The organism is Brevundimonas sp. MF30-B, assembly GCF_004683885.1.
In the GTDB taxonomy this organism is placed as follows: Bacteria; Pseudomonadota; Alphaproteobacteria; order Caulobacterales; family Caulobacteraceae; genus Brevundimonas.
Map to the genome: position 1 here is coordinate 2,725,562 of NZ_CP038440.1, position 26,744 is coordinate 2,752,305.

General features: G+C 70.3%; 27 protein-coding genes. 17 read left to right on the top strand and 10 right to left on the bottom strand.

Features of this window, described 5'->3' with window-relative positions; all coding sequences use genetic code 11:
• Positions 1 to 110: 110 nt before the first annotated feature.
• Entirely contained in the window at positions 111 to 566 is a 456-nt protein-coding gene (locus E4M01_RS13850; RefSeq protein WP_135065683.1) for a tRNA (cytidine(34)-2'-O)-methyltransferase, read from the top strand.
• On the opposite strand, the gene E4M01_RS13855 is transcribed toward E4M01_RS13850, so the two are convergent.
• On the bottom strand, positions 561 to 1,310 hold the full coding sequence (locus E4M01_RS13855; RefSeq protein ID WP_135065686.1) for a molybdopterin-binding protein: 750 nt from the start codon (positions 1,308 to 1,310) through the stop codon (positions 561 to 563). The two genes, E4M01_RS13850 and E4M01_RS13855, sit on opposite strands and share 6 nt — an antisense overlap.
• A 114-nt stretch (positions 1,311 to 1,424) precedes the next feature.
• Here E4M01_RS13855 and map point away from each other — a divergent pair, with 114 nt between their 5' ends.
• The 6 genes from map to E4M01_RS13885 all read left to right on the top strand — a co-directional run bounded on the left by map (position 1,425) and on the right by E4M01_RS13885 (position 5,276).
• On the top strand, positions 1,425 to 2,243 hold the full coding sequence (map, locus tag E4M01_RS13860; protein ID WP_135065689.1) for a type I methionyl aminopeptidase: 819 nt from the start codon (positions 1,425 to 1,427) through the stop codon (positions 2,241 to 2,243).
• An 89-nt stretch (positions 2,244 to 2,332) separates the two neighbouring features.
• Positions 2,333 to 3,055, top strand: coding sequence for a DNA repair protein RadC (gene radC, locus E4M01_RS13865; RefSeq protein ID WP_135065692.1), 723 nt, complete (start codon positions 2,333 to 2,335; stop codon positions 3,053 to 3,055).
• Positions 3,056 to 3,127: 72 nt separating this feature from the next.
• Positions 3,128 to 3,370 (top strand): BolA family protein, encoded by a 243-nt coding sequence (locus E4M01_RS13870; protein WP_135065695.1) that lies wholly within the window; start codon positions 3,128 to 3,130, stop codon positions 3,368 to 3,370.
• A 1-nt stretch (position 3,371) separates the two neighbouring features.
• Positions 3,372 to 4,295 (top strand): aldo/keto reductase, encoded by a 924-nt coding sequence (locus E4M01_RS13875; RefSeq protein ID WP_135065698.1) that lies wholly within the window; start codon positions 3,372 to 3,374, stop codon positions 4,293 to 4,295.
• A gap of 180 nt (positions 4,296 to 4,475) precedes the next feature.
• Positions 4,476 to 4,826: a Grx4 family monothiol glutaredoxin gene (gene grxD / locus E4M01_RS13880; protein WP_135065701.1), complete on the top strand. Its 351-nt coding sequence runs from the start codon at positions 4,476 to 4,478 to the stop codon at positions 4,824 to 4,826.
• A 24-nt stretch (positions 4,827 to 4,850) separates the two neighbouring features.
• Entirely contained in the window at positions 4,851 to 5,276 is a 426-nt protein-coding gene (locus E4M01_RS13885) for a thioesterase family protein (protein ID WP_135065704.1), read from the top strand.
• Positions 5,277 to 5,325: 49 nt separating this feature from the next.
• Here E4M01_RS13885 and E4M01_RS13890 read toward each other — a convergent pair whose 3' ends face one another.
• Positions 5,326 to 5,853, bottom strand: a complete 528-nt coding sequence (locus E4M01_RS13890) for a phosphoribosyltransferase (RefSeq protein WP_135065707.1) — start codon at positions 5,851 to 5,853, stop codon at positions 5,326 to 5,328.
• On the bottom strand, positions 5,846 to 6,754 hold the full coding sequence (locus E4M01_RS13895) for an MJ0042-type zinc finger domain-containing protein (RefSeq protein WP_135065708.1): 909 nt from the start codon (positions 6,752 to 6,754) through the stop codon (positions 5,846 to 5,848). The genes E4M01_RS13890 and E4M01_RS13895 overlap by 8 nt, the downstream gene beginning before the upstream one ends.
• 69 nt (positions 6,755 to 6,823) lie before the next feature.
• Here E4M01_RS13895 and E4M01_RS13900 point away from each other — a divergent pair, with 69 nt between their 5' ends.
• From E4M01_RS13900 to E4M01_RS13920, 5 genes are read left to right on the top strand one after another with little or no spacing between them, the layout of a single operon-like run.
• Positions 6,824 to 7,531, top strand: coding sequence for a cell division ATP-binding protein FtsE (locus tag E4M01_RS13900; protein WP_135065709.1), 708 nt, complete (start codon positions 6,824 to 6,826; stop codon positions 7,529 to 7,531).
• A 5-nt stretch (positions 7,532 to 7,536) separates the two neighbouring features.
• On the top strand, positions 7,537 to 8,454 hold the full coding sequence (locus E4M01_RS13905) for an ABC transporter permease (protein WP_135065861.1): 918 nt from the start codon (positions 7,537 to 7,539) through the stop codon (positions 8,452 to 8,454).
• 9 nt (positions 8,455 to 8,463) lie between these two features.
• On the top strand, positions 8,464 to 9,099 hold the full coding sequence (locus E4M01_RS13910) for a YdcF family protein (protein ID WP_135065710.1): 636 nt from the start codon (positions 8,464 to 8,466) through the stop codon (positions 9,097 to 9,099).
• Positions 9,096 to 9,827, top strand: a complete 732-nt coding sequence (locus E4M01_RS13915; protein WP_135065711.1) for a 1-acyl-sn-glycerol-3-phosphate acyltransferase — start codon at positions 9,096 to 9,098, stop codon at positions 9,825 to 9,827. The genes E4M01_RS13910 and E4M01_RS13915 overlap by 4 nt, the downstream gene beginning before the upstream one ends.
• A gap of 35 nt (positions 9,828 to 9,862) precedes the next feature.
• The gene (locus E4M01_RS13920) at positions 9,863 to 10,645 is read left to right on the top strand and encodes a MipA/OmpV family protein (protein WP_135065713.1); all 783 of its coding nucleotides are present in this window, start codon (positions 9,863 to 9,865) and stop codon (positions 10,643 to 10,645) included.
• 13 nt (positions 10,646 to 10,658) lie between these two features.
• Here E4M01_RS13920 and hisC read toward each other — a convergent pair whose 3' ends face one another.
• Genes hisC through E4M01_RS13935 form a run of 3 tightly spaced genes read right to left on the bottom strand, consistent with a single transcriptional unit; the run spans position 10,659 to position 13,488 of the window.
• A complete protein-coding gene (hisC, locus tag E4M01_RS13925; RefSeq protein ID WP_135065715.1) occupies positions 10,659 to 11,747 on the bottom strand; it encodes a histidinol-phosphate transaminase in 1,089 nt (362 codons plus the stop codon).
• 20 nt (positions 11,748 to 11,767) lie between these two features.
• A complete protein-coding gene (locus tag E4M01_RS13930) occupies positions 11,768 to 12,445 on the bottom strand; it encodes a hypothetical protein (RefSeq protein WP_135065717.1) in 678 nt (225 codons plus the stop codon).
• Positions 12,445 to 13,488, bottom strand: coding sequence for a DUF2125 domain-containing protein (locus E4M01_RS13935; protein WP_135065720.1), 1,044 nt, complete (start codon positions 13,486 to 13,488; stop codon positions 12,445 to 12,447). The genes E4M01_RS13930 and E4M01_RS13935 overlap by 1 nt, the downstream gene beginning before the upstream one ends.
• A 95-nt stretch (positions 13,489 to 13,583) precedes the next feature.
• Between E4M01_RS13935 and E4M01_RS13940 the strand changes: the two genes are divergently transcribed.
• Positions 13,584 to 14,018, top strand: coding sequence for a VOC family protein (locus tag E4M01_RS13940; RefSeq protein WP_135065723.1), 435 nt, complete (start codon positions 13,584 to 13,586; stop codon positions 14,016 to 14,018).
• On the opposite strand, the gene E4M01_RS13945 is transcribed toward E4M01_RS13940, so the two are convergent.
• Positions 14,002 to 16,692, bottom strand: coding sequence for an ATP-dependent DNA helicase (locus tag E4M01_RS13945; protein WP_245158312.1), 2,691 nt, complete (start codon positions 16,690 to 16,692; stop codon positions 14,002 to 14,004). The genes E4M01_RS13940 and E4M01_RS13945 overlap by 17 nt on opposite strands.
• Before the next feature lie 232 nt (positions 16,693 to 16,924).
• Between E4M01_RS13945 and E4M01_RS13950 the strand changes: the two genes are divergently transcribed.
• Genes E4M01_RS13950 through E4M01_RS13960 form a run of 3 tightly spaced genes read left to right on the top strand, consistent with a single transcriptional unit; the run spans position 16,925 to position 21,156 of the window.
• On the top strand, positions 16,925 to 19,441 hold the full coding sequence (locus tag E4M01_RS13950; RefSeq protein ID WP_256359959.1) for a ligase-associated DNA damage response DEXH box helicase: 2,517 nt from the start codon (positions 16,925 to 16,927) through the stop codon (positions 19,439 to 19,441).
• The gene (gene pdeM / locus E4M01_RS13955) at positions 19,438 to 20,169 is read left to right on the top strand and encodes a ligase-associated DNA damage response endonuclease PdeM (RefSeq protein WP_135065729.1); all 732 of its coding nucleotides are present in this window, start codon (positions 19,438 to 19,440) and stop codon (positions 20,167 to 20,169) included. Before E4M01_RS13950 ends, pdeM begins: the two co-directional genes overlap by 4 nt.
• A 9-nt stretch (positions 20,170 to 20,178) precedes the next feature.
• Positions 20,179 to 21,156 carry an alpha/beta fold hydrolase gene (locus E4M01_RS13960; protein ID WP_209316048.1) on the top strand — a complete coding sequence of 326 codons (978 nt, stop codon included), beginning with the start codon at positions 20,179 to 20,181 and terminating at the stop codon, positions 21,154 to 21,156.
• Here E4M01_RS13960 and E4M01_RS13965 read toward each other — a convergent pair.
• Entirely contained in the window at positions 21,153 to 22,136 is a 984-nt protein-coding gene (locus tag E4M01_RS13965; RefSeq protein ID WP_135065732.1) for an LLM class flavin-dependent oxidoreductase, read from the bottom strand. The two genes, E4M01_RS13960 and E4M01_RS13965, sit on opposite strands and share 4 nt — an antisense overlap.
• Positions 22,137 to 22,235: 99 nt before the next feature.
• On the opposite strand from E4M01_RS13965, the gene E4M01_RS13970 reads away from it, so the two are divergent.
• Positions 22,236 to 23,606 (top strand): S9 family peptidase, encoded by a 1,371-nt coding sequence (locus E4M01_RS13970; RefSeq protein WP_135065735.1) that lies wholly within the window; start codon positions 22,236 to 22,238, stop codon positions 23,604 to 23,606.
• A gap of 5 nt (positions 23,607 to 23,611) precedes the next feature.
• Here the strand turns inward: E4M01_RS13970 and E4M01_RS13975 are convergent, their stop codons facing one another.
• Positions 23,612 to 25,672 (bottom strand): OPT family oligopeptide transporter, encoded by a 2,061-nt coding sequence (locus E4M01_RS13975; protein WP_135065738.1) that lies wholly within the window; start codon positions 25,670 to 25,672, stop codon positions 23,612 to 23,614.
• A gap of 64 nt (positions 25,673 to 25,736) precedes the next feature.
• Positions 25,737 to 26,645 (bottom strand): alpha/beta fold hydrolase, encoded by a 909-nt coding sequence (locus E4M01_RS13980; RefSeq protein ID WP_135065740.1) that lies wholly within the window; start codon positions 26,643 to 26,645, stop codon positions 25,737 to 25,739.
• Between the last annotated feature and the right edge of the window lie 99 nt (positions 26,646 to 26,744).

Below are 26,744 nucleotides of genomic sequence, written 5' to 3' on the forward strand. Positions count from 1 at the left end.
CCGTCCCGGCCCGCGCCGCGCCCATCCATGCAAGCAGCTGACGCCACTTGCGAAACAGTCGCAATTTAGGCCGCGACAAGCCCCCGGGCCGCGCGTATGAGGGCCTTAGAATGCGTCTCGCCCTTTTTCAACCGGCCATTCCCCAGAACGTCGGCGCCTGCATCCGTCTGAGCGCCTGTTTCGGGGTCGAGCTGAATGTCATCGAACCCACCGGCTTCGCCTTCGACGACCGGGCGATGAAGCGCGCGGCGCTGGATTACGGCCCCTTGAGCCATATGCGCCGCCATGCGGACTGGGACGCCTTCCAGCGCGATCGCGGCGCGGGGCGGCTGGTGCTGTTCACGACGCGCGGCGCCGTGTCGCTGCCCGATTTCGTGTTTCAGCCCGACGACGTGCTGCTGTTCGGCCGCGAGGATGCTGGCGCGCCCGACCATGTCCACGAGGCGGCGGACGCCCGGGTGGTGATTCCCTTGAGGCCCGAGGCGCGGTCGCTGAACCTGTCGGTCAGCGCCGGCATCGCCCTGTTCGAGGCCCTGCGTCAGACCAACCGCCTGCCGGGCTCATAGCCGGCTGACGCTGATCCCCTGGGCCGTCAGGGCGGCGGTCAGCTCGGCCACAGCCTCTTCCACCGCCGGCGCGTCGCGTCCGCGCACCACCAGCTGAGTCCCGATCTCGCCGACCGAGCCGTGGCCGAACGGATAGCTGCCGAAGCTGAGGTCGCGCCGCGCGCGAGCCGCTTGGCCCAGGACGTCCGCCACCGCCCCCTCGCCCACGCCCGATACGCGCAGCGTCACGGCGTGCACCACTGCGCCGGTGCGCAGACGCGGCGCCACGTCCTCGAGCATGGCCTGCATGATCTTGGGCACGCCGGCCATGACGAAGACATTGCCGATCTGGAAGCCTGGCGCGTCGGTCACCGAATTGGCGATCAGCGTCCCGCCCTGCGGAATGCGCGTCATGCGCCGCCGCGCGGCGTTGAAGTCGTCGCCATATCGCCGCTCCAGGATGGCCACGGCCTCGGAATGCTCCGGCAGGGCGACACCGAAGGCCTCGGCCACGCAGTCGGCGGTGATGTCGTCATGGGTCGGCCCGATGCCGCCGGTGGTGAAGACATAGTCGTGGGCGGCGCGCAGGGTGTTCAGGGCCTCGACGATCTGACCCTCGCGGTCGCCGACGACGCGGGCCTCCAGCACGTCGATCCCCAACGCGCCAAGAAAGCGGGCCAGGGTGCTCAGATTGGTGTCCTGCGTCCGGCCGGACAGGATCTCATCGCCGATGATCAAGACGGCGGCGGTGGGCGGTGCAGACATGCCAAACCCGATAGCCTAGTCCAGCGACCGCGTCGCCGGGGTTGAGCTTCCGTGCTAGAAATACCATCTGACGGGGCTTCGCCGCCCGCCGAAAGCCGCCCCCAGAGAGCCGATATGTACGAGAGCCAGGACCTGGACACCGAGACCTTCACCCGTTCGCACGCCATCCGCGTCCATGACGCCGAGGGCTTCGAGGGCATGCGCCGCGCCGGCCGCCTGGTGGCCGAGGCGCTGGACATGATCGCCGCCCACGTCCAGCCGGGGGTGACCACGGGCCAGATCGACGACCTGGTGCGCGAGTTCACCCTGGACAACGGCGGCCTGCCCGCCTGCCTGGGCTACAAGGGCTATGAGAAGACCGTCTGCACCTCGATCAACCACGTCGTCTGCCACGGCATTCCCGGCGACCGCGTCCTGAAGGACGGCGACATCGTCAATATCGACCACACCGTCATCGTCGACGGCTGGCATGGCGATTCCAGCCGGATGTATGCGGTCGGAAACATCAATGCGCGGGCCAAGAAGCTGGTCGACGTGACCTATGAATCCCTGCGCCTGGGTCTTGAGCAGGTGAAGCCCGGAAACACCTTCGGCGACATTGGCTACGCCATCCAGAAATACGTCGAGAGCCATCGGATGTCGGTGGTGCGCGACTTCTGCGGCCACGGCATAGGCCGGCTGTTCCACGACAGCCCCAACGTCCTGCACTACGGCCGTCGCGGCGAGGGCGCGGTGCTGAAGCCGGGCATGTTCTTCACCGTCGAGCCGATGGTGAACCTGGGCAAGCCGGCGGTGAAGGTGCTCTCCGACGGCTGGACGGCGGTCACCCGCGACAAATCCCTGTCGGCCCAGTGCGAGCACACCATCGGCGTCACCGAAGACGGCATCGAAATCTTCACCGCCTCGCCGGCGGGACTATTCCGCCCGAACTGATTCCCGCCCCTTGATCTCTGTTCGATCCGCAACGCAATGTTGCATTGGACCAGATTCTCGCGTGCGCGAGGACCGCGCGGGAGGGGTATTTGACGGACAGCGCGCCCAGGACGCCGCCCCGCCATTCCGGCCATCGCGACCGACTGCGCGAGCGGGCAGCCAAGGGGGGGCTGAACGCCCTGCCCGACTATGAGCTGCTGGAGCTGCTGCTGTTCCGCAGCGTGCCGTACAAGGACACCAAGCCCCTGGCCAAGGATCTGCTGGCGCGCTTCGGCGGGCTGGAGGGGATAGGCGCGGCCAGCCACGAGGCGGTCGAGGATCAGGTGGCGCAGTCGATGGGCTATGCGCGGGGCAAGGCCTCGCGCGCCATCGCGCTGGATCTGCAGCTGATCTTCGACGTCACGCGGCGCATCGCGCGCGAGCCGGCGGCCAAGCGGCCGGTGATCTCGTCGTGGAGCGCGCTGGTGGCCTATGTCCGCGTCGCGCTTCAGCACGAGCCGCGAGAGCAGTTCCGTGTGCTGTATCTGGACCGCAAGAACCAGCTGATCCTGGACGAGGTGCAGAACCGCGGCACGGTCGATCATGCGCCGGTCTATCCGCGCGAAGTGGTGCGCCGGGCGCTGGAGCTGTCGGCCAGTTCGCTGATCCTGGTGCACAACCACCCGTCGGGCGATCCCACGCCCAGCCGCGCCGACGTCGACATGACCAGACAGGTGGTGGAGGCCGCACGGCCCCTGAACGTCACCATCCACGACCATCTGGTCGTCGGGCGCGACGGGGTGGCCAGCTTCAAGCAGCTGGGCCTCATGTGACGGCGTAGCCGGGCGTTAAGGTTTACGGCCCATGCTGGGGCGAACCTTCGCCGCACCTCGACGAGCCGCCCCATGCCCATGTCCGCCGAGACGCTTCGCGCCCACCTGGTCGAGGCCTTTCCCGACGCCGAGATCGAGATCACCGACCTGGCCGGGGACGGCGACCACTATCGCGCCCGCATCGTGTCCGAGGCCTTCGCCGGCCTCCCCCGCGTGCGCCAGCATCAGAAGGTCTATGCGGCGCTGAAGGGTCAGATGGGTGGAGAGCTGCACGCCCTGGCGCTGGAGACCGCAGCCCCTACGGAAGGGAACTGACATGCGCTACCGTCCGCTGGGCGCCTCCGGAAACGCCGTCTCGAACCTGACGCTCAGCCTGGGCGATCACACCCTGGCGCGAGGCCCCGCCGCAGCGCGCGAGCTGATCTACTGTGCGCTGGAGGCGGGCATAAACAGCTATCGCCTGGAGAGCGCCAATCCGGTTCTGGCGGAGGTGGCGGGCCAAGCCCTGTCCAACCTGGACCGAAAGCTGGTGGGCGTCAGCCTGACGCTGGGCCGCAGTGACGGCCGGCGCGGGCCGCAACGCGACTTCTCGGCCGAAGGGATGACCGCCGCGATAGACCGCGCCCTGCACGTCTCGGGCCTGGGGTGGATCGACATGGCCCTGCTGGAGGAGCCGGGCGAGGATGAACTGCCACAGTCCTCGTTGAACGCGCTCAAGGCCCTGCGTGCGACCGGCCGCGTTCAGTTGCTGGGCGTCGCCGGCGAGGGCGAAGTCATGGACACCTATGTGTCGACTGGCGCCTTCGATATTCTGGCGACGCCCTACCACGCCAACTCCGACTGGCGGATTCATTCGCGCATCCGCGCGGCGCGTGAGCGTGACATGGCCATATTCGGCTACGACTATTTCCCCGAAAGCCTGTCGAGCGAGAAGAAGGCGCTCGAGGCCAGCGAGGGCAAGAAGAAGCGCGGCCTGTTCGGCTTCGGCGGCCGTTCCAAGAACGACCCCCTGGCCGGCGCCGGCACCTTCGCCTTCCTGCACCGCACGCCGGGCTGGACAGCCGAGGAGATCTGCCTCGCCTACGCCATGGCCGAACCGTCGATCGCCAGCATCATCATAGCGGCGGATCGCGCCGAGCGGCTCAATGGCCTGGCCGCCGTGCCTGAGCGCGACATGCCTCCCGGCCTGGCGGCTCAGGTGGAAATGGCCCGGGTCGGCAAGGCGCGCACCGCGGCCTGATCGGGCCTTTCGCCTTGACCGGAGGGACTGGGCTTCCTAGCTGACGGCCGTCGAGCGACATCGGTCGGGAATGCGATCGCATGCCAACTCAGATATTCGCTCGATGCATTGATGCTTGGACCATTATCTGGATTCGGATCGATCCGATCCGAAGCGATGATGGTCGAGAAAGAGGCCTTCATGACCGACCAAGCCCCCGCCGATCCCGTCCACGCCTTCATCGGCCAGACGGTCGCCGAGCACGACGTCGTGCTGTTCATGAAGGGCACGCCCGATGCGCCGCGCTGCGGCTTCTCCTCCCTGGCCGTTCAGATCCTGGATCACATCGGCGCGCCCTTCGTCGGCGTGGACGTGCTGCAGGACGAGGCGCTGCGCGAAGGCGTGAAGAGCTTCACCGATTGGCCGACCATTCCCCAGTTGTATGTGAAGGGCGAGTTCGTCGGCGGCTCCGACATCGTGCGCGAGATGTTCCAGGCCGGCGAGCTTCAGGCTCTGATGGCCGAAAAGGGCGTGGCCCTTGGCGAAGCTTAAGCTGATCGAGGCCTGAGCCGCGCCATGGCCCGCACTCAGCTGACCCCGCCGGACGACCGCGAGGTTTTCGTGGTTCCGCTGGACGTGCGGCCCGAGCACATCGACGACAACGGCCACGTCAACAATGTGGTCTATGTCGGCTGGCTGCAGCAGGTCGGCACGCAGCATTGGAACGCGCGCTTCGCCGAGGCGACGCGGACGAAGTGGTCCTGGGTCGCCCTGCGTCACGAGATCGACTACCTGCGCGGCATCGCGCCCGACGCGACGGGCGTGGTGGCCCGCACCTGGGTCGGCACGCCCCAAGGCCCGCGTTTCAACCGCTATGTCCGCATTGAGGACGGCGAAGGCCGTCTGTGCGCGCAGGGCGTTTCGGAGTGGTGCCTGGTCGACGCCGCCACCCTTCGCCCCGCGCGCATTCCGCCCGACATGGTCGTCGCGTTCAGCCGCTAGACCGAATACCTGAGTTGACTTGGACTGCGTCCAACTGACCGATGTCGCTCTAATCCAGAGCGCAGATGTCCGGCAGGCCGCGAAGGCCGCCGGCGTGGTCCAGGCCGTAACCCACCAGAAAGCGGTTCGGCGCTTCCCAGCCGACGAAGTCGGGTTCGGGGGCGCGGGCCTCGGGCCAGGGCTTGCGGGCCAAGACGCAGGTCAGCACCCGCGCCGCGCCCGCCTCGCGCGCGATGCGCACGGATTCCGCCAGCGACAGGCCGGTATCGAACACATCGTCCAGAATCAGCACCGTCCGGTCCTTGATCGGGCGTTGGAAACCGGACCGCACCTCGATCTTGCCTCGGCTGGTCTTGTCGTCGCCGTAGGACGCCAACCACAAGGCGTCGAAACGGACGTTCCGGCCATGGCGCGACAGGGCGCGCGTCAGATCGGCGGCGAACCACAACCCGCCGGTCAGCAGGACGGCGACGACTGTTTCGTCGTCGGTTACGGGGGCGATGCGCCGCGCCAGATCGTCGACAATGCGGGCGATCTCGGCTTCAGGCAGAAGGACGGTGCGTTCGGGATCAGCCATGACCCGACGGCGATACCGTCTGGACCGCTGTGCTGTCGAGGGCCGGCGTGGCTTGAACCGGCGTCAGACCGCTCGGGGCATGAACGTCCATAACCAAGGCTGGACGCAGCCCGCCCTCCTCGGCGGTCGAGGCGCGGCGCACGGCTGGGGCGGGGCGCGCCGCCTGTTCGATGGGAGCCGGCTCGGCGTCGGCCGCGAAATCGACGCCCACCCCGGCGGCTCGACCGCCCGGGTCGGGGATCATGACGGCGAAGCCCTGGACGGCTCCGGGCAGCACCGGCGGCCCGTCCAGACGTATGATCCTGTGGCTGATCTCAGCACCCCGCTCGTCCAGGAGGGCCACGCGCAGCGGCGGGGCCACGATCTCGTTGTCCCGCACATTGCGCACGGCGCCCGAGACCAACACCCGCTCGGGGTCATAGGGCGAGGGCCGGCCGCCTACGGCTTCGAAATCCAGCCCGACGACGTTCACTTTCTCACCGACCATGGCATAGGCCTCGGCCGCGCGCGGGAACATCGTCACCACCTCGACGCGGAACAGCCATGCGCTGGCGAGCAGGCCCAGGAAAATCACCGTGAGACCGGCCCAGACGGCTCCGTGCGCGGCGGCGCGGCGCAGGCGGCGCTGCTGCTCGGCGCGGGCGCGGAAGGCCTTCGGCAGTTCCGGCGCAGCCGCCTCGGCCAGGGTTTCGGGTTCGGGCGCTTCGTCGCGGCGACCAAACCCGGCTGATTCGGGCGAATCATTCGCCGCGGCGGTTGTGGCGGTGAGTTCAAGGGGCTCGTCGGAGACCGCCTTCCACACCTCGCCGCACGACTGACAGCGGACCTTGCGGCCGTTCGCACCCACGCTGTCGTCGGGGACGAAATAGCTGGTGGCGCAGGCGGGGCAGGTCAGTATCATGCGCCCACTTCTCAGGCGCCCTGCGGCGCCGCTCCCCTGTCGAGGCGAACGCCTCGTTCCCGAAACCCAATGAACGCTTCGACCCGCCGCGCCGCCGATCCCGTCCCCGCGCCCGACACCGTCCGACTGACGGACGCGGGCTTCGGCTATGCGGACGCGCCCGGCGTGCTTCGGGGCGTTAACCTCATTCTGGAGCGTGGCTCTTTCCACTTCCTTACCGGCCCATCGGGCGCGGGCAAGTCGACCCTGCTGCGTCTGCTGACCCTGGCCGAGCGCCCCACCGAAGGCCGCATCCACCTTTTCGGCGAAGAGGTGACGTCGACGCCGCGCGCCCGAATTCCGCATCTGCGCCGCCAGATGGGCGTCATCTTCCAGGATTTCCGCCTGCTGGACCACCTGTCGGTCTTCGACAACGCCGCCCTGCCGCTGCGCCTGGCGGGCGGCCGCGCGCGCGATCACGGCGCCGATGTCGAGGAGATGCTGCGCTGGGTCGGCCTTGGGCGGCGCATGCACGCCCTGCCCCCGGCCCTGTCCGGCGGCGAGAAGCAGCGCCTGGCCATCGCACGCGCCGTCATCACCCGCCCCGGCCTGATCCTGGCCGACGAGCCGACCGGCAGCGTCGACGCCGCCATGGCCGACAAGCTGCTGCACCTGTTCCAGAGCCTGAACCGCCTGGGCGCCACCGTCCTGATCGCCAGCCACGACGAAGCCTTGGCCCACCGCTCGGGCGCCACGGTGCTGCGCCTCAGCAACGGCCGGCTGGAGGGCGCGGCGTGAACAGAATGCTGCCCGGCTCCCGCCCCGGCCTGCTGCCGCGCGACGCCGCCGGCGAGCCGTGGCTGGCCGTGGTCATCGCCGTGCTGTGCGCCCTGTCGTGTCTAGCCGCCGTCGGCGCCTCGGCGGCCGATCGGGCGGCCTTCGGATGGAGCGGCCGGCTGCGCGCCGAAGCCACCGTCCAGGTGCGCCCGCGCGTCAATGAGACCGGCGCCGTCGCCGCCGCTCGCGCCGCAGAGACCCTATCGGGGGTCACCGGCGTGTCCGAGGCCGAGGCCCTCGACCGCAAGGCGGCCGAGGCCCTGCTGCGGCCCTGGCTGGGCGACGCCGTCCTCCCCGACCTGCCGATCCCCAGTCTGGTGGTGGTGCGGCTCGACTCTGAGGATCCCGCCAGCGCCGCAACCCTCAGCCGCGCGCTGGCCGAGGCGGGGCTGGACGCCAGCGTGGACGATCACTCGCTGTGGCGCGGCGAGGTCGAGCGGTCGGCCGGGACCATCGCCGCCCTGTCGGGCCTAGCCTTTCTGCTGACCGCCTTCGCGGCCGCCTGCGCCGTCGCGTGGGCCACCCGCGCAGGCCTGGCCGCCCAGCGCCAGACGATCGAGACCCTGTCCCTGCACGGCGCCACCGACGGCTTCATCGCGGGCCTGTTCCAGCGACGTTACGGCCTGTTGGCGGCCGGCGCGGGCGCGGCGGGTGCGACGGGCGCGGGCCTGATGATCGTGATGGCGCGGTTCGTCGGCGGATCGGACGGCCTCAGCCCCGTTCTGCCGCTGGCCTGGGGCGACCTGCTGATCCTGCTGCCCTGCCCGATCCTGGCCGCTCTGGTCGCCGTGCTCGCCGCCCGCTGGACAGCGCTGGCACAACTACGCGGCGGCGTATCGCTCCGACCCGGCTGGACGCTTGGCGGCCGGCGCGCGCGCGGCTAGAGCAAATCCATGAAATTCCTCGCCCTGGTCGGCATCGTCGCCCTGATGTGGCTGGTCGGCCTATTCGTCTTCGCCGATCGGGTGCGCGGGCTGTCGCCCGCAGACGAGCCGGCGCGCGCGGACGCCATCGTCGCCCTGACCGGCCCCTCGGCCGAGCGGGTCAACGCGTCCATCCGGCTGCTGGAGCAAGGCAAGGGCGACCGCCTCCTGATCTCGGGCGTCAACCGCGAGGTCCGCCGCCAGGAACTGCGCGCCCTGACGCCGGGATCAAGCCAGCTGTTCAACTGCTGCGTCGATCTGGGCTTCGAGGCGGAGGACACAGTGGGTAACGCCCGCGAAATCGCAGCCTGGGCGCGGCGGCGGGGCTATGACAGCCTGATCGTGGTGACGTCTGACTATCACATGCCGCGCAGCCTGCTGGAGATCCGCAGCGCATTGCCGGGCGTTCGCCTCACGCCCTACGCCGTCTCGACGCCGTCGCTGGACGACAGCGAGTGGTGGCGCGCCGCCGTCACCGCACGGCGCATGACGCTCGAGTATATGAAGTATCTGACGGTTCTGGGCCGTGAAGCCGGGCACCGACTGCGCGGCGTGCATCCCGAACGCGCGGCGACATCCGCTTCGACGGAGGCGGCTTCCGAATGACCACCCTGCGCTCGCTGATCTTCACCCTGTGGCTCTATCTTTCGATGGCGCTCTACGCTGTCATCCTGTCGCCCGCGCTTCTGATGCCGCACCGCCAGGCGATGGGCGTGGTCCGGATGTGGGCCAAGGCGGTGCTGTGGGGCCTGCGCATCTTCGCCGGCGTCAGGGTCGAGGTGCGTGGGCTTGAGCACCTGCCGACCGGTCCGGCCCTGGTCGCATCGAAACATCAGGGCATGCTGGACGTGGTGGCGCTGCTGGCCATCCTGCCCGATCCGTGTTTCGTGCTGAAGAAGGAGCTGATGCCCCTGCCCTTCTTTGGCTGGTTCGCCTGGAAGACGAAGATGATCGCGGTGGATCGCTCGGGCCACGCCAAGGCGCTGAAGGACATGGCCCGGCAAGCGCGCGACCGTCTGTCCGAAGGCCGTCAGATCATCATCTTCCCGGAGGGCACGCGCACGACGCCCGGCCAGCCAGGCCACTACAAGCCCGGCGTGGCCGCCATCTATCGCGACCTCGACGGCCCCTGTTGGCCGGTGGCCACCAACTCCGGCGTATCTTGGCCAGCCCACGGCTTCCGCCGCTACCCTGGCCTGGTTGCGTTCGAGTTCCTGGACCCGATCCCGGCCGGGATGAAGCGAGCACCCTTCATGGCGTTGCTGGAAAGCCGCATCGAGACGGCCTCGAACGCCCTGCTGGAGCCAAAGACCCGGCCCGCGCATTTGGGATGACGGTCCGCGCATCGCGGACGTGTCGGAGCCTCCCCATGCGCCTTCGCGCTCTTGTTGCCGCCGCCCTCATGACCGCCGCGGCCTCGCCCGCCCTCGCCCAGACCCAGCCGTTCGAGCGCGTGACGCCCGCGCCCCAGGGCTGGACCGTCGATGTCGGCGTCGGCGCCCTGTACCGCAAGGATTCCAGCGGCGACACGGGCTCCAAGACCACGGTCCTGCCGGGTGCGATGATCAACTACCGCGACCTGGTCTATCTGAACCCCATCGAGGGCCTGGGCTGGAACGTCGTCAGTCAGGACGATTTCCGCGCCGGCGTGCAACTGCGCCCGCGCTTCGGCGCCGACGACATCGAGGGGCTGAACATCGACCGTCCCGGCTTCGGCGGCGATCTGGCGGCCTATGCCTACAAGCGCCTGCCCGGCAACATCGTTGTCGGCGGCCGCGTCAGCCGCGACATCTCCGGCGAGACCGACGGGACGGAGTACCAGGCCTCCATCGGCCATCAGCGCGTGACGCCGGTTGGCCTGCTGTCCGGCACCGTCTATGTGCGGGGCGGCGACGACAAGCTGGCGAATGCTTACTATGGCGTCAGCGCGGTCGAGGCGGCGGCCAACGGCATTCCCGCCTATTCGCCGGACGGCGGCCTGCAGGGCGCGGGCGTCAACCTGATCCTGCTGGCGCCGATCGCGCCGCGCTGGGCCGTGGGCGGACTGGTCGGCTACGAGCGCCGCCTGGGCGACATCGCCGACAGCCCGCTGTCACAGAATGACGACACCGTGCGCGCCGGCGTCTTCGTGGCGCGGCGCTTCGGGGGCTGATGCCTCCGTCTCGTCAGGTCGCTGCGAACTCGCTCAGGGCGTCGATCACGGCCCGGTTCTGGTCTTCGGTGCCGATGGTGATCCGCAGCGATTCCGGCAGGCCGTAGCCGCCCACCGGGCGCACGATGATGCCCTTGGCGTTCAGATAGTCGTTGGCGGCGGAGGCGCGTTCGGGCGTGCCGAAACGCACCATGACGAAGTTGCCGGCCGACGGCAGCACTTCGAAGCCGAAGCCGCGCAGGGCCTGGGTCAGGCGCGGCCGCCAGGTCTGGACCAGATCGCGCGACGCCTGTTGGTGCGCCTCGTCGGCCAGGGCGGCCGTCGCAGCCTCCAGACCCGGCACCGAAACGTTGAACGGCAGGCGGATGCGGTCCACCGCCTCGGCCACCGCCAGCGGCGCATAGCCAAAGCCGATGCGCAGGCCGCCCAGGCCGTGGATCTTGGAGAAGGTGCGCGTCACCACGATGTTGGCGGCGTCGCGCGCCATCGGCAGGCTGGTCTCCCAGTCGGCCTCGGTCACGAACTCGGCGTAGGCCTCGTCCACCACCAGCAGGATGTCGGGGCGCAGGCCCTCGTGCAGGCGGCGGATTTCGTCGGGCGTGTTGTAGCTGCCGGTCGGGTTCGACGGGCTGGAGACATAGACGATGCGCGTGCGCTCATCGACCAGTGACAGCAGGGCCTCGGGCGTCGCCTTGAACTCGGGCTCGTCGGCCAGACGGACCTCCGCCTCGCAGGCCTTGGCCGAGATTCGATAGGCCAGAAAGCCGTACTGGCCGGTGACGATGTTGTCGCCGGGCCGCAGATAGGTCTGGTTCAGCAGGGCGAAGACCTCGTCCGAGCCATTGCCGAAGATCAGCCGCTCGGGCTCCAGCCCATGGGTTTCGGCCACGGCGTCGCGCAGCTTGGAGGCCCGGCCGTCAGGATAGATGTGAATGTTCTTGAGCGCCGCCTCATAGGCCGCCCGCGCCTTCTCGCCGGCGCCCAGGGCGTTCTCGTTGGACGACAGCTTCATCGGCTCGGCCACGCCGGCGATGGCCGACTTGCCGCCGACATAGGGCGCGATGTCCAGGATGCCGGGCTTGGGCGTGGGAAGGTCGGTCATTCAGGTTTTCCGAAAGCTGTTCAGAACAGGGGCGCGGCGCCGATCACGCCGCTCAGTGCGCCGGGCGCATTCGTCAGCCGCCCGTCCTCGGCCTGCACATAGCCCGTCAGCATGAACAGCTTCAAGCCGCCCGACGTCGCCAGTGGTTCGGCCGCGAGGCCCGCAGCCGAAAGGGCCTCGACGATCTGGCCGTCCGGCCAGGCGCTGTCGGTGATCCAGAAGGTGCGATCGTCGCCGGTTGGCCCCGGCGCGTCGGTCGCGACCATCAAGGCGCGGGGCCGACCGGCCGGGTCGTCCGGCAGGGCGCCGATGACGAACAGGTCGTTGCGCGCCAGAAGCCGCCCCCACCAGGGCTTGGCCGCCGCCACGTCGATCAGGGCGCATCCGCCCGGCGCCAGGGCTGAGAGCGCCGCTTCGGGATCGCCGGTGGGCCGCACGGCGGCGAAGCCGAACCGGTCCGCCGCCAGCGCCGTCGACAAGCCGCCCGCCGTCAGCACAGTGCGCCGGCCCATCCGCCCCAGCAGGGCCTTCACCGCCCCCGCCTCGGCTGGCGTCGCTCCCATCAGCGCTTCGCGCAGCGCCAGGGCCTCGGCGTCCGGCGCGCCGCCCCGACCGGCCGCCAGCCGCGCCCGGACGGCCTCAACGAGGGCGCGGTCCAGTCGCGCGCGCTCCGCGTCGCGTTCCGGTTCGACCAGCATCAGAACAACTTCGGCGCAGGGGCCAGGGTGAACGGCCCCAGGAAGGTCCGGCCGTTGCGGAAGGTCAGCACAAGATCGCCCGCCCCCGGCGTCTGCGCCGCCGCCCGCGCTGCGCCGGGTCGGTCGACGGCCCCCGTGGCCGAATCCGCCAGGCCGGCGATGGCCGCAGACGGCTGTTCGGCCCGCAGCGTCACCTGGCCGATCAGGCGGCCCTCCTCGTCGGCGCGCAGGTCGTCGCTGGCCACGGTGGTGCGGCTGTCGCCGGCTTCGACCTCGCCTCGGATGCCGGTGAAATGGCCGCCGGCCTCGGTCCAGGCGCTGAAGACGCCGGCAGAATCCATGCCCCTCAGCCGAGAGGCGTCGGTGACCACCGCCTCCAACTGGGCGGTCAGCCGCCCGTTTTGGGCCAGGCCGCTGACCGGACCGTCGGGCCGCCCCTCGGCGTCCATCAGGCGAAACAGCACATCCACGTCGTCGCCGGGCGCGTTGCGGCCCTCGATCACATGCGGCCGCATATACAGTTCAATGCGCTCGGCGCCCCCGATGGGAAACACATCGGCGCCGGCGTGGGCGGTGAAGACCGGCTTGACCATTTCGACCGCCACATTGGGCCAGCGCTGCGTCAGGCCCGACACGCTCATGCGGATGGCGTCGCCGCGAACGGCCACCTCGCCCTTGTCGCCCCGACTCAGCACAAGTCCCTCGGGCGCTATGATGACCCAGCGCGTGGGATTGTAGGCATTGGCCTCGGCGATCAGTTGGGGCGCCGCGACGCCATGGCCGGACGGCGCGATCAGCCGCGCGTGCGGGATCGCCAGCCGGGCCCGAAACGGCCAGCCCGTCACCCGCACCTCGGCGTGCTCCACGGCCCAGCCGCTGTCAGCCAGCGTCTCGGCCTGGGCCATCACGCGCGCCTCCACCTGCTGGGCCAGGACGAACCACCAGGCGGTCCACGCTGTCAGCACGGCGAGGAAGATCCCCAGCGGAATATACAGGCCTTTGCGGCTGTGGCGGGGGGCCTGGGCGGGCGGAGTGTCGGACATGGCGCTCCCATAAACGCAATTCGCCCGGCGTCGAAGCAGGCGGGGTCGGAACGCGCCCGACGGCCGCTCGTTCGATGGGCGAAAGGGAGAGCCCTATGGAAATGCAGAGCCTGCATCGCGGACGCTTGGTCGATCACATTCAGCTGGTGGTGAAAGACCTCACCGCCAGCCGCCGCTTCTATGACGCCGTGCTGGGCGTGCTGGGCGTCCCGGTCGATTTCGAGATCGAGGGCATGTTCGGCGCCGACGAACTGGTGGTCTCGACCGCCGACAGCGAAGGCGCGCAGGGTCTGCTGACCGGCCGCACCCACCTGGCGTTCCAAGCCCGCGACGAGGCCATGGTGCAGGCCGCCCATGCCGCTGGCCTGAAAGGAGGCGGTCAGGACAACGGTGCGCCGGGTCTGAGGCCTTATCACCCCGGCTACTACGCCGCCTTCCTTCTGGACCCGGACGGGAACAACATCGAGATCGTCTTCCACGGTCCGGCAGACCGCAGCGCGGACAGCATCAAGATCAGCTTCGAGAACTGACGTCGGGAGCCAGGAACGCTCCCACGCTCTCCACCGCCTCGGCCAGGCCCATGCGTTGCACCTCGACGCCGGGCGGCAGGCTGGCGAACAGTCGGGTCGGGGCGGCCGCATCCAGCATGACGAAGACGCCCCGATCGTCGGCGCGGCGGATCAGCCGGCCAAAGGCCTGGGCGATACGGGCGCGGGCCAGGGCGTCGTCGTACCCCTTGCCGCCCAGACGCTCGCGACGGGCCTTGTGCAGCAGGTCAGGGCGCGGCCACGGCACGCGGTCGAAGGCCAGGATGCGAAGCGAGCGGCCGGGCACGTCCACGCCGTCGCGCACCGCATCGGTGCCCAGCAGACAGCTGTCCTGTTCGGCGCGGAACATGTCGACCAGGGCGCCGACCTCCAGCGGATCGACGTGCTGGGCGTAGAGCGGCAGGCCGTGCCGGGCCAGGTCCGGCCCCAGCCGCTCATAGACCGCCTTCAGCCGACGGATGGCGGTGAACAGGCCCACTCCGCCTCCGCCCGCCGCCAGGAACAGTTCGCGCAGCGCCGCCGCCGTCTGGCGCGGGTCGTCCTTGACCAGATCGTTGACGACGATGACGCGGCTGTTGGCCTCGTAATCGAACGGGCTTTCGACCTTCAGCGTGCGCGCCGGCTGGATCAGCCGCGCCGCGCCGGTGCGCATCCGCGCCAGGTCGAACGGCTCCTCGGCCGCCGGGTCCGACAGGGTGGCCGAGGTCACCAGCACGCCGTGGGCCGGCAGGATCACCGCCGCCTCCAGCGGCACGGTCGGATCGATCCAGTGACGGCGCAGGGCCACGTCGTGGATGCGGCCGAACGCCGTCTCGGCCGACAGCCAGTCCACGAAATCGGGGTCGGGCTGATCCGACGCCTCCTCCAGCGCCGCCAGCATGGAGCGCCAACCCGGCAGGGTCATGCGCGCACGCCGGTCCAGACCCCGCAGCGCGCCCTCGATGCGGGCGCGGGCCGAGCCGTCCAGCTCGGACGCCTCTTCGTCCAGAATATCCTCCAGGTGCCGCGACAGGGCCAGCAGAGGCGCCTCGACGGCGGCGATGGCGCGGGCGGCGGCGCGGGCGGCCTCGACCACCGGCTCGGTGACCGGACGAAGCGCGCACTCCATGCCGAACTCGGCCCCGCCAGGCCCCGAGGCTTCTGAGGTTCGCGCGCGCAGCTGGTCCAGCGCGGCGGCCAGGAACTGTTCGATCGGGCCGACCGGATTGATCTCTCCCGAGGCCGGGGCGATGCGGCCCGACACGCCCTCGCCCGGGAACGCGGCGGCGGCGCGGATGGCGTCGGTCAGGGCCGTGCGGGCGGCTTCATTGTCGGCGCACAGGTCGCCCAGCCGCTGTTCCAGCCCGCGCCCGCGTCGGCCGCGCCCTTCGGGCCCGCGAATCCAGCGGCGCAGCTCGGCCGCCTCCTGACCGGACAGGCAGGCTGAGAAGGCGCTGTCGGCGGCGTCGAACAGATGGTGGCCCTCGTCGAAGACGATCCGCTTCAGCGCCGCCGTCTCGCCGTCCTGCTTCTGACCGCGCGCCGAGCGGGCGCCGTCGAAGGCGGCCTGGGTCATGACCAGGGCGTGGTTTGCCACCACCAGATCGGCCCGGCGGCTGGCGCGGATCGTCTTTTCGACGAAGCACATTCGATAGTGCGGGCAGCCCGCGTGCACGCACTCGCCCCTCCGGTCCACCAGATTGGCGGCCGAAGCCTGATGCGCCGGTGGGGCGGCGAACAGGCCGGGCAGCCAGCCGGGATAGTCGCCCCCGGTCATGTCGCCGTCGCGCGAATGCAGCGCCCAGCGGCTGGCCAGGGCCAGGCCGATCAGGTCGCCGTTGCCCAGCTGGGCCGCCTGAACCATCTCCTGCAGGTTCAGCAGGCAGAGGTAGTTTTCGCGCCCCTTGCGGACGACTGCCTTCTTCTTGCGCTCGGCCGGATCGGGCCACAGGCTGGCGCTTTCGCGGTCGATCTGGCGTTGCAGGGCACGGGTGTAGGTCGACACCCAGGCCGCGCCTTGATTGCGCTCGGCCCACAGGCTGGCGGGCGCCAGATAGCCCAAGGTCTTGCCCGTGCCCGTGCCCGCTTCGGCCAGCAGCATGCGCGGCCGGCCTTCCTCGTCGCGCGGTGAAAAGGCGTAGGCCGCCTCGGCGGCGTAGTCGGACTGGGTCGGCCGCGCCTCGTCCAGCCCGCCGGCCTGAAGCAGCTTCTCCAGCCGGATGCGCGCGCTTTCGCTGTCGACGGGGGCCGAGCCCGCCTCGCCGCGCGGCGCCTCGTCTTCCCACTCGGTCAGGCGCGACCAGACGTCCAGGCCCGAGCCGCGAAGCCGTCGCTCGCGCGCGCCGGTCTCCAGCGCCGCCACGACGCGCGCGCCCCAGGCCCAGCCCGCGCGATCCAGTGTAAGAGCCAGGGTCAGCGCCTCTTCGCGCCCCGGATAGGCGGGCTCGGACAACTCGGCCAGAAGCGCGCCCGCCGCCTCGCGCAGTGCGACCGCCTGCGCCTCCGCGCCCTTGGGCTCAGCCCGCCCCAACGCCAGCGCCAGCCCCGCCGCCGACGGCGCACAGAACCGCGCCGGCCGCACGAAGGCGAACAGCTCCAGCACATCCATCATCTGATCGGAGCGCGCGGGCGGCGACAGGCCCAGCCGACGCGCCGTCAGGCTGGCGTGCGCGACCATGACCCGCCCGCCGGTGAACAGCCCCTCGGCGGCGCCGCGCCCGATCTTGCGCGCCCCCTGATCGTCGCACACCGCCCCGGCGCCCGGCGGCGTCGCCAGGGCGGGCGGCAGATCGGCGACGGCGTTGGAGCGCGCGGCGACCTTGGGGGTTTCAATGAGGGAGTCGTCGGTCACCGCCCCTAGATAGCGTCGAACCGGATGAAACGGAACGGGAACATGCTATGAGCCGGATGTGACGGTCGCCCAATCTCTCGCAACCTTGCCCAGCGCGGTCCTGCCGCCGCTGTTCGACGACTGGTTCGCCTCGCGCGGTTGGGCGCCGCGACGCCATCAGCTCGAGATGATCCAGGCGGCCGAGGGCGGCGACCACGCCCTGCTGGTCGCGCCGACGGGCGGCGGCAAGACGCTGGCGGGCTTTCTGCCCAGCCTGATCGAACTGGCCGAGCGGGGGCCGCGGCCCGAGCATGGGCCGGGGTCGGGGGTGCACACCCTCTACCTGTCGCCGCTCAAAGCCCTGACCACCGACGTCGAGCGCAACCTGATGACGCCCATCCGAGAGATCGGGCTGAACATCCACGTCGAGAGCCGCACCGGCGACACCAAACAGTCCAAGAAGCAGCGCCAGCGCGAAAGTCCGCCCGACATCCTCCTGACCACGCCCGAACAGCTGGCGCTGTTCTGCGCCTGGGACGGCGCCCGCGCCTATTTCTCTGACCTCAAGTGCGTCGTGCTGGACGAGGTGCACGCCATCTGGAGCGGCAAGCGCGGCGATCTGCTCAGCCTGGGGCTGGCGCGGCTGCAGCAGTTCGCGCCGCGGATGCGGCGGGTCGCCCTGTCGGCGACCGTGGACGATCCGCAGCTGATCGCGGACTGGCTGAGCCCTTCGAGGTTGGGCGACGAGGCGGTGCGGATCGTCAAGGGCGATCCGGGCGCGCCGCCGGTGATCGACGTGCTGGTCAGTCAGGGCCAGGTGCCCTGGGCCGGCCACACCGGGCGCCACGCCATCCCCGAGGTCTATGACGCCATCAAGAGCGCGCGGCTGGCCCTGATCTTCGTCAACACCCGCTGGCAGTCGGAGTTCGTGTTTCAGCAGCTGTGGGAGATCAACGACGATGATCTGCCCATCGCCCTGCACCACGGTTCACTGGCGGCCGAGCAGAGGCGCAAGGTCGAGGCCGCCATGGCGCGCGGCGATCTGCGCGCGGTGGTCTGCACCTCGACGCTGGATCTGGGCATCGACTGGGGCGACGTGGACCTGGTCATCCAGATGGCGGCGCCCAAGGGCTCCAGCCGCCTGGTCCAGCGCATCGGCCGGGCCAACCACCGCCTGGACGAACCCAGCCGCGCCCTGATGGTGCCCGCAAGCCGGTTCGAGATGCTGGAGTGCCAGGCCGCGCGCGAGGCGGTGGCCGAGAACGCCTTCGACTGGGAGCCCATCCACGTCGGCACCCTGGATACGCTGGCGCAGCACGTCATGGGCTGCGCCTGCTCCGAGCCCTTCAGCCTGGAGGACCTGCACGCCGAGGTGACGACCGCCGGCCCCTATCGCGCCCTGTCCTATGAGGCGTTCGAGGAGGTGGTCGATCTGGTGGCGACGGGCGGATATGCGCTGCGCAGCTATGACCGGTTCGCTCGCATCGTGCGCGACCGCAACGGCCGCTGGAAGGCGCGCAACGCTCAGGTCGCCCAGCGCCACCGCATGAACGTCGGCGCCATCGTCGCGGCCGGCACCCTGAACGTCCGCGTCGCCAGCCGACGGGGCGGCGGCGCCAAACAGCTGATCGGCGGCCGCAAGGTCGGCGAGGCCGAAGAGTGGTATTTCGAACAGCTGACGCCGGGCGACACCTTCATCTTCGCCGGCCAGGTCTGGGCGTTCCAAGGCATCACGGGCACAGACGCCCTGGTCACCCACGCCGAGGGCAAGGATCCCAAGATCCCGTCCTGGGGCGGGTCCAAGTTCCCGCTGTCGACCTCCCTGGCCAGTCGGGTGCGCGACATCATCCACGACCGCGACCACTGGCGCGTGCTGCCCGGCGACGTGCAGGAATGGTTGGAGCTGCAGGAGGCGCGTTCGGTCATTCCGACGGCGGACTCCATGCTGGTCGAGACCTTTCCGCGCGGCAGCCGCCATTTCCTGGTGGCCTATCCGTTCGAGGGCAATCTGGCCCACACCACCCTTTGCATGCTGCTGACCCGACGGCTGGACCGGATGGGCGCCGGGCCGCTGGGCTTTGTCGTGACCGACTATTCCCTGGCCATCTGGTCGATCCGGCCGATGGACCGGATCGACCTGGACGCGCTGTTCGAGCCCGACATCCTGGGCGACGATCTGGAGGCCTGGCTGGAGGAAAGCTTCATGATGAAGCGCACCTTCCGCAATTGCGCCCTCATCTCCGGCTTGATCGAGCGACGCCAACCCGGCGCCGAGAAGACCGGGCGGCAGGTGACCTTTTCGACGGACCTGATCTACGACGTGCTGCGCCGCCACCAACCCGACCATCTGCTGCTGCGCACCGCGCGGGCCGACGCGGCTGCGGGCCTGCTGGACGTGGGGCGGCTGGGCCAGCTTCTGAGCCGCATCCAGGGCCACATCCGACACGAACCGCTGACCCGCGCCTCGCCGTTCTCGGTGCCGGTGCTGGTCCAGATCGGACGCGAGCGCGTGTCGGGCGACGCCGCCGAAATGATCCTAGACGAGAGCGCCGAGGCCCTGATCGCCGAGGTTCTGGACGAAGAGGCCCCGGCGTGAACGCGGCCCTTCGCGAAACCCTGTCGCCGGCGCGGCGCGACTGCGGCTCGCTGAGCGTGCGGCTGAACGGCGAGCGCGCGCTGCTGCGCTGTTCCGGTGCCCTGTGGCTGATCGAGCACCGCACCCTGATCGCCGCCGACCTGCACCTGGAGAAGGGCTCGGCCTTCGCCAGGCGGGGCCAGATGCTGCCGCCCTACGACAGCCGCGCGACCCTGGCCCGGCTGGCCGAAGAGGTGACGACGCTGAAGCCCGAGCGCGTCGTGCTGCTGGGCGACAGCTTTCATGACCGCACTTCCATCCAGCGCCTGGGCGAGGACGAACGCGCCCTGCTGGCCGTCCTGGCCGAGGGCCGCGACTGGATCTGGCTGGAAGGCAATCACGACCGTGAAGCGCTCGGCGCCGATCTGGACGCCCTTCCTGGCCGGATCGTGGGCGATATGACTGTCGGCGCGCTGGAGCTGACGCACGAGCCGCGCCCCGGCCTGCGTCCGGGCGAAGTCGCGGGCCACCTGCACCCTTGCGCCGTCGTGGCCGCCTACGCCCGCAGCGTGCGCAGGCCCTGCTTCCTGACGGATGGACGCCGCGCCATCCTGCCGGCCTTCGGCGCCTTCACCGGCGGGCTGAACGCGCGAGACGTCGCCTTCGCCGGCCTGTTCGAACATCCGCCGATGGCCGCCGCCCTGGGCCGCGACCGCGTCCATGCCTTGAGCTTCGACCGTTTGCTGTAGGGTGCAGCCATGAGCCAGATGCGCACCCTCAAGACTGACGGCCTGACCCAGGCGATCCTGGAGGCCGGCGAAGGCCCGCTGGTCCTTCTGATCCACGGCTTTCCCGAACTGGCGATCAGCTGGCGAGCGCAGGTTCAAGCCCTGTCGGCGGCCGGCTATCGGGTCGTGGCGCCCGACATGCGCGGCTATGGCGGCACGGACAAGCCCGAGCGCATGGCGGACTACGGCATGCTGAACTTGGTCGGAGACATGGTCGATCTGGTCCGTGCCCTGGGCGAAGAGCGCGCGGTGGTGATCGGCCACGACTGGGGCGCGCCGGTCGCCTGGCACTGCGCTCTGATGCGGCCGGACCTGTTCAGGGCCGTCGCCGGCCTGTCGGTGCCGTTCCAGCCGCGCCGCGCCAGCGGCCCGCCGACACCCGCCATGGCCGCGATCTCCAAGCGCGCCGGACTGGGCGACCTCTACATCAGCCGCTTCCAGGCGCCCGACGCCCATGCGCCGATGGAGGCCGATCCGGCGACGACCCTGCGAAAGATGTTCTGGGCCTATGACGGTTCGACTGACGCCGCGGACCGCTCGACCGGCTTCCTTCCGCCGGGCCTCAGCCTGATGGACTCCATCGCCGACCGCGCCGCCCCGCCGCCGTGGATGGGCGCAGCCCATTTCCAGGAATATGTCGACGCCTTCACCGCCGGCGGCTTCCGGGGACCGGTCGACTGGTATCGCAACCTGGACGCCAACTGGGCCGCGACGGCCTTTTTGCAGGACGCCCGCATCCGCCAGCCCAGCCTGTTCATCGTCGGCGAGAACGACCCCGTGCGCCATTACGCCGGCGCGGCCGAGGCGTCGCTGAAGGACTGGCTGACGGACCTGCGCGGTCAGCCCGTGCTGCCCGGCGCCGGCCACTGGATCCAGCAGGAGCGCGCGGACGAGGTGAACGCCCTGCTGCTGGCCTTTCTCGGCCAGCCGGGCGTCGGCCGGGACTAGAGCCCCGCCATCGCCTCGGCCGTGACCTCCAGGCTGCGGACCCGGTCGTTCAGGTCGTGGATCATGCCGGTGACCATGACTTCATCCACGCCGGTCAGGGCGATGAACTCCGCCAGTCGGTCGCGCACGGTGTCGCGGCCGCCGATGGCGGCGTAGGTCAGGCGGCTTTCGACCGCCGCGATCTGGCGCGCATCCAGCACGGCCGTAATGTCGTCCACCGCCGGCTTCAACCGGCCGGGCTTGCCGGTGACGACGGCGGCGAAGGCCTGCTGCATCGAGGTCGACATCCGCTGCGCCGCCGCGTCCGTGTCCGCCGCAAAGACGTTGAAGGCGGCCATGGCATAGGGCGCGTCCAGTGCTCCGGGCCGGAACTCGGCGCGATAGACTCGCAGCGCCTGCAGCAGCAGCTCGGGCGCGAAATGGCTGGCGAAGGCGAACGGCAGCCCCAGGCGCGCGGCCAGCTCGGCGCTGAACAGGCTGGACCCCAAGAGCCAGATCGGCACCTTGGACCCCGCGCCAGGCCAGGCCGTGACTCTCTGGCCCGGCTGCGGATCGGCCAGGAAGCCCTGAAGCTCCAGCACGTCGCGGGGAAACTGGTCCGCCGCCTCGAAATAGCGACGCAGCGCGCACGCCGTCTCGCCGTCGGTGCCGGGCGCGCGGCCCAGACCCAGATCGATGCGGCCGGGATGCAGAGCCTCCAGCGTGCCGAACTGCTCGGCGATCACCAGCGGCGCGTGGTTGGGCAGCATGACCCCGCCCGAGCCGACGCGGATGCTGGACGTCTGGCTGGCCACATGGGCCAGGACCACCGCCGTGGCCGCCGAGGCGATGCCCGGCATGTTGTGATGCTCCGCCAGCCAGAAGCGGCCGAAGCCCAGCCGCTCGGCGGCCTGGGCGTAGGCGGTGGTTTCCAGCAGGGCGCGTCGGGCGTCGCCGCCCTCTACGATGGGCGACAGGTCGAGAACGGAGAATGCGGTCATGGTTCGTAGATCGGGCCGCGCGCGCCGCGATCAAGGCCCGCGACGGTTGCGATTGTCGCTCGGCGGCCGATAGTGGGGCGGGCAAAGGGGGCCGCCGTCATGATCACCAACCTCATCCTCGCCACGGCGGCCGTCGCCGCGATCCAGGCTGCGCCAGCGCCGGAGCTGGTCGGGCGCTGGGAAGGGCCGTTGACGGTCGGCGGCCAGTCGATCCGCATCGTCTTTCGCGTCGAGGCCGACGGAAAGGCGTTCGCCGACAGCCCTGACCAGGGCGCCAACGGCATACCGGCCCAGGCCAGCCTGACCGACGGGGTGGTGCGCTTCGCCGTCCCAGCCTTCGGCGGCGCCTTCGAGGGCCGGCTGTCCAGTGACGGCCGCACCCTGACCGGGGCGCTGAGCCAGGGCGGCATGACCCTGCCGCTGGTGCTGACGAAGGGCGAGGCGGCCGCGGCGCCCGCACCCGTCGCGGACACGGCGGCCGCGCCGAACCGGCCTCAGAACCCCCAGCCGCCCTATCCCTATCGCGAGGAACAGGTCGCCTATGACGCCGGGCCCGGCGTGCGTCTGGCCGGAACCTTGACCCTGCCGCAGGGCGAGGGCCCCTTCCCCGCCGCCCTTCTGATCACCGGGTCGGGCCAGCAGGATCGCGACGAGACCGTGTTCGGGCACAAGCCCTTCTGGGTGCTGGCCGACTCCCTGACCCGGCGCGGGATCGCCGTGCTGCGCGTCGACGACCGGGGCGCGGGCCAGTCGACGGGATCGCTGGATGGGGTCACCACCGCCGATTTCGCCAAGGACGCCGAGGCCTCCTTCGCCTGGCTGGCCGCGCGCGCCGACATAGACGCCGACCGCATCGGTCTGATCGGCCACAGCGAGGGCGGGACCATCGCGCCGATGGTCGCCCAGGCCGATCCGCGCGTGGCCTGGATCGTGATGCTGGCCGGGCCGGCGGTGCCGGGGGGTGATGTGCTGACCGAACAGTTGCGCCGGATACAGCAGGCGAGCGGGCTGTCGGCCGAAATCGTTGAGGCCAACACCGCCTTGCAGGCCCGGATCATGCAGGCGGTGGCGCAACACGCCGACGACGGAGAGGCCGCAGCCCGGGCCGCCCGAGCGATCCTGGCGGAAACCCCCGTCCCGGCCGCAGCGGCCGATCAGACAGCGACCCAAGTCGCCCTGCCCTGGACCCGCTGGTTCGTGGCTCACGATCCGGCCGAGAGCCTCAGGGCCTTCCAGGCGCCCATGCTGGCCCTCTATGGCGGCAAGGACGTGCAGGTGTCGGCGCAGCAGAGCGCCGAGGCCCTGCGCCGCCTCGCGCCTGACGCCGACATCGTGGTCCTGCCCGATCTCAACCACCTGATGCAGACGGCCGGAACCGGCCTACCCGACGAATACGCGCAGATCGAGGAGACGATCGCCCCCGTCGCGCTGGAGACGATCGTCGACTGGGTCGCGGCGCGGTCGCGCTAAACCCGCTAAACCTTGGCCGACCGGCTGCGGACCCAGGCGTAGAGGACGAAGGCCAGGCCGAAGAAGGCGATGACGCCGGCCACGCCCGCCGGCCAGCTCGAACCTTCGGGCAGCATGGCGAAGGGCGCGTCGTCGCGCGTGGCGACGATGACGCCGGCGGTCAGCACGCCGAACAGGCTCTCGCCGACGATCAGGCCGGACGCCAGCAGCACGCCCATGCGGCGGCCCACGTCGGCGAAGCTCGTACCCTTGATCGTGCGCTCGTACAGCCAGCCCGCGACCGCGCCGATCACCAGCATGGTGGTCACCGCCGCCGGCAGATAGAACCCGATGCCCACGGCCAGCGGCGGCAGCTTCATCCGGCCCTTGGTGGCCGACGAAATGATGACGTCCAGGATGATGACGACCACGCCGATCGCCGCGCCCAGGCCGATCAGATCCCAGCGCAGGTCGCCGCCGATGACGCCGCGCGCCAGGGCCGAGATCAGCGTCGCCTGAGGCGCCGCCAGGGTCTGGGTGCCTTCGACGATGGCGGGCGGGCCGCCCTCGAAGCCGAAGGCTTGGTTCAGCAGGTTCAGGATGAAGGGAATGACCAGGGCGCCGGCGGCCACGCCGACGATCAGCGCCGTCTGCTGGCGCCACGGGGTGGCCTCGACCAGTTGGCCGGTCTTGAGGTCCTGCAGGTTGTCGTTGGCGATGATGGCCACGGCGAACACCACCGAGGTCACGATCAGGGCGAAGGCGATGATGGACGGATCGGCCGGCACGCCCGCCACCGCCATCAGACCCACCATCAGCAGCGAGGCGATGATGACCGCCAGGATGCCGACGCCCGATACCGGGCTGTTGGACGAGCCGATCAGGCCGGCCATGTAGCCGCAGATCGCCGCCACCGCGAACCCGACCAGGACCACATAGACCAGACCGCCGGCCGTCAGCAGCACGGTCGATCCCGCCAGCGCCGGCGCGCTCTGGGCGAACCAGGACAGCAGACCGCCGATGCCGATCAGGCAGACCAGCGACACGCCGCCTACGATGTTGATGGGAATGTCCTGCTCGGTGCGGTCCAGCACCTCGCCGTGACTGCGCCTGGACTGGGCCGCCAGGGCCGAGGTCAGGCCGCCGACCAGCGGCGCGGCCAGCTTGATCAGGGTCCAGATCGCCGCCACGCCGATGACGCCCGCGCCCATGAAGCGGACCTCGTTGCGCCAGACGGTGGTCGCCAGTTCCTCGGCCCCCGTCCCCGCCGGAAGGGTCGCAGCGATGGAAGGCAGGCCCTGGGCCGTCAGCCAGGCGACCACGTCGGGCGAGGTCAGGATCGGCACGATGACGAACCAGGCGGCAAGGAGGCCGAACAACTGCGCGAGGCCTACGGCCAGCCCGATCAGGTGGCCGGCGCCCAGCAATGCGAACTGCAGGCCGAAGCCCAGCCCCGTCGCGCCGCCGCCCAGCCCGGCCGGCAGGGAGACGAACCGCGCCGCCTCGCCCGCGAAAACCCGCCCGGCGGTCAGAAGGGCATAGCCGGCCGAGGCCACCGCGCCGGCCACCACGACCCACAGGCCCGCCTTGTTCTCGTTGACCGCCTGCTCAGTCTGCTCGGCCCCGCGCGACCCGACCTTCAGCACCTCGGCGGCGGCCCGGCCCTCCGGATAGGGCAGCGGGCTGTTGACCACCAGGGCGCGGCGCAGCGGGATCGAGAATGTGACGCCCAGCACCCCGCCCAGGATGCAGATCAGGACCGACTGCCAGAAGGGAAACTCCATCCACCAGCCGATCATGACCAGGCCGGGCAGGACGAAGATGATCGCGCTCATGGAGCCGCCGACCGAGGCCACAGTCTGGACGGTCATGTTCTCCCAGATGGTCGAGGTGCGGAACGCCCGCAGCAAAGCCATGGAGATGACCGCCGCCGGAATGGCCGAAGCGAAGGTCAGGCCAACCAGCAGGCCCAGATAGGTGTTGGCGGCTGTGAAGACGACCGCCAGCAGGGCGCCCAGCACCAGGGCGCGCAGGGTCAGTTCAAGGCGGCGGGCGGGGCGCACGGCCCTGTCGGCGAGGTCGGTCATCGTCGCGGGCTCCTTGGGCCGGTGCGACGAAATGACGCTGAATCCGCCTCTGCGTCCAGAGACTTCAGCCGTCCGCCAGAAAACGCTCCACCGCCGCCATGAAGCGGCGCGGCTGATCGATCATGACCATGTGCTCGGCGCCCTCGATCCGCTCGAACCGGGCAGGGGTTCGCAGCGATCTATAGCCCGAGCGGAACAGCTCATCGATCCGCGCACGCGGGCTGCGGTCGTCTGCGCTCCAGCCGTAGACCACCGTCACCGGGGCGGTGATGTCCGGCAGGCGCGAGCGCAGATCGGTGGTCATCACCTCATACAGGGTCTGGGCGAGGACGCGCCTGTCGCCGCCTTGCCAGCCCAGAGTGCCGAACACCGCCTCAGCCGCCCCGCCCAGATCGGCGCCCATCCTGCGCCCCTGCAGTCTCAGGGCGTCGTCGCCCAGGAACATCACGGCCTGATAGGCGATGCGGGCGATGGGATCGACGTCGCCGACCGTGGCGCCTGGGCTGATAAGGGCCGGAAAGAAGGGAGAGGCGTCCACCACCATGACCCGGCCGACGTCGCCGCGGGCGTCGGCGGCGACGCGCAGCGCCACCTGACCGCCCATCGAATGGCCGATCACGGCGGGACGGTCGAGCCGATGCTCCGCGATGTAACGGCGGATTTCCTGCGCGACGGGCGCGACCACCACGCCTGAGGCGTTGGCGCCGGCGGGCACGTCCCCGAATCCGCGCACCGTGACCAGATGAACCCGTCGCCCGCTGAGCTCATCTGCCGTGCGCCGCCAGACGTCCGCTGTCGAGGCCAGGCCGGGGATCAGGATCACGTCGGGCCCGGACCCTCGGGTCTCCACCAGTATGCGGTCCGATCGGAAAGCCTCCGCGCTCCCCTGCTGTGCGGGGAAGGCCGTCGCCGAAAGCGCGTGCATCGAAAGGATGAGGGCGGCGGTCAGGCCCAGGAGAAGACGAATGATCATCAGACGATGCTGAACCCGCTTTCCGGCCTTTGGTTGACGCGCGATCTTGAAATTTTCGCGAGCCGGGCCTGAATGGTCTTCAGGGATCGGGAGGTTGTC

Bases quoted from the DNA above. Each gene is read 5' to 3' on its own strand.
- E4M01_RS13945 (WP_245158312.1), bottom strand. From the start codon at position 16,692: ATGGTCGCGCACGCCAGCCTGACGGCGCGTCGGCTGGGCCTGTCGCCG.
- map (WP_135065689.1), top strand. From the start codon at position 1,425: ATGTACGAGAGCCAGGACCTGGACACCGAGACCTTCACCCGTTCGCAC.
- E4M01_RS13855 (WP_135065686.1), bottom strand. From the start codon at position 1,310: ATGTCTGCACCGCCCACCGCCGCCGTCTTGATCATCGGCGATGAGATC.
- E4M01_RS13970 (WP_135065735.1), top strand. From the start codon at position 22,236: ATGATCACCAACCTCATCCTCGCCACGGCGGCCGTCGCCGCGATCCAG.
- E4M01_RS13870 (WP_135065695.1), top strand. From the start codon at position 3,128: ATGCCCATGTCCGCCGAGACGCTTCGCGCCCACCTGGTCGAGGCCTTT.
- E4M01_RS13965 (WP_135065732.1), bottom strand. From the start codon at position 22,136: ATGACCGCATTCTCCGTTCTCGACCTGTCGCCCATCGTAGAGGGCGGC.
- E4M01_RS13875 (WP_135065698.1), top strand. From the start codon at position 3,372: ATGCGCTACCGTCCGCTGGGCGCCTCCGGAAACGCCGTCTCGAACCTG.
- E4M01_RS13850 (WP_135065683.1), top strand. From the start codon at position 111: ATGCGTCTCGCCCTTTTTCAACCGGCCATTCCCCAGAACGTCGGCGCC.
- E4M01_RS13900 (WP_135065709.1), top strand. From the start codon at position 6,824: ATGAACGCTTCGACCCGCCGCGCCGCCGATCCCGTCCCCGCGCCCGAC.
- E4M01_RS13905 (WP_135065861.1), top strand. From the start codon at position 7,537: ATGCTGCCCGGCTCCCGCCCCGGCCTGCTGCCGCGCGACGCCGCCGGC.
- E4M01_RS13920 (WP_135065713.1), top strand. From the start codon at position 9,863: ATGCGCCTTCGCGCTCTTGTTGCCGCCGCCCTCATGACCGCCGCGGCC.
- E4M01_RS13895 (WP_135065708.1), bottom strand. From the start codon at position 6,754: ATGATACTGACCTGCCCCGCCTGCGCCACCAGCTATTTCGTCCCCGAC.
- E4M01_RS13885 (WP_135065704.1), top strand. From the start codon at position 4,851: ATGGCCCGCACTCAGCTGACCCCGCCGGACGACCGCGAGGTTTTCGTG.
- E4M01_RS13980 (WP_135065740.1), bottom strand. From the start codon at position 26,645: ATGATCATTCGTCTTCTCCTGGGCCTGACCGCCGCCCTCATCCTTTCG.
- E4M01_RS13935 (WP_135065720.1), bottom strand. From the start codon at position 13,488: ATGTCCGACACTCCGCCCGCCCAGGCCCCCCGCCACAGCCGCAAAGGC.
- E4M01_RS13930 (WP_135065717.1), bottom strand. From the start codon at position 12,445: ATGCTGGTCGAACCGGAACGCGACGCGGAGCGCGCGCGACTGGACCGC.
- E4M01_RS13975 (WP_135065738.1), bottom strand. From the start codon at position 25,672: ATGACCGACCTCGCCGACAGGGCCGTGCGCCCCGCCCGCCGCCTTGAA.
- hisC (WP_135065715.1), bottom strand. From the start codon at position 11,747: ATGACCGACCTTCCCACGCCCAAGCCCGGCATCCTGGACATCGCGCCC.
- E4M01_RS13890 (WP_135065707.1), bottom strand. From the start codon at position 5,853: ATGGCTGATCCCGAACGCACCGTCCTTCTGCCTGAAGCCGAGATCGCC.
- E4M01_RS13915 (WP_135065711.1), top strand. From the start codon at position 9,096: ATGACCACCCTGCGCTCGCTGATCTTCACCCTGTGGCTCTATCTTTCG.
- E4M01_RS13940 (WP_135065723.1), top strand. From the start codon at position 13,584: ATGGAAATGCAGAGCCTGCATCGCGGACGCTTGGTCGATCACATTCAG.
- E4M01_RS13960 (WP_209316048.1), top strand. From the start codon at position 20,179: ATGAGCCAGATGCGCACCCTCAAGACTGACGGCCTGACCCAGGCGATC.
- grxD (WP_135065701.1), top strand. From the start codon at position 4,476: ATGACCGACCAAGCCCCCGCCGATCCCGTCCACGCCTTCATCGGCCAG.
- E4M01_RS13910 (WP_135065710.1), top strand. From the start codon at position 8,464: ATGAAATTCCTCGCCCTGGTCGGCATCGTCGCCCTGATGTGGCTGGTC.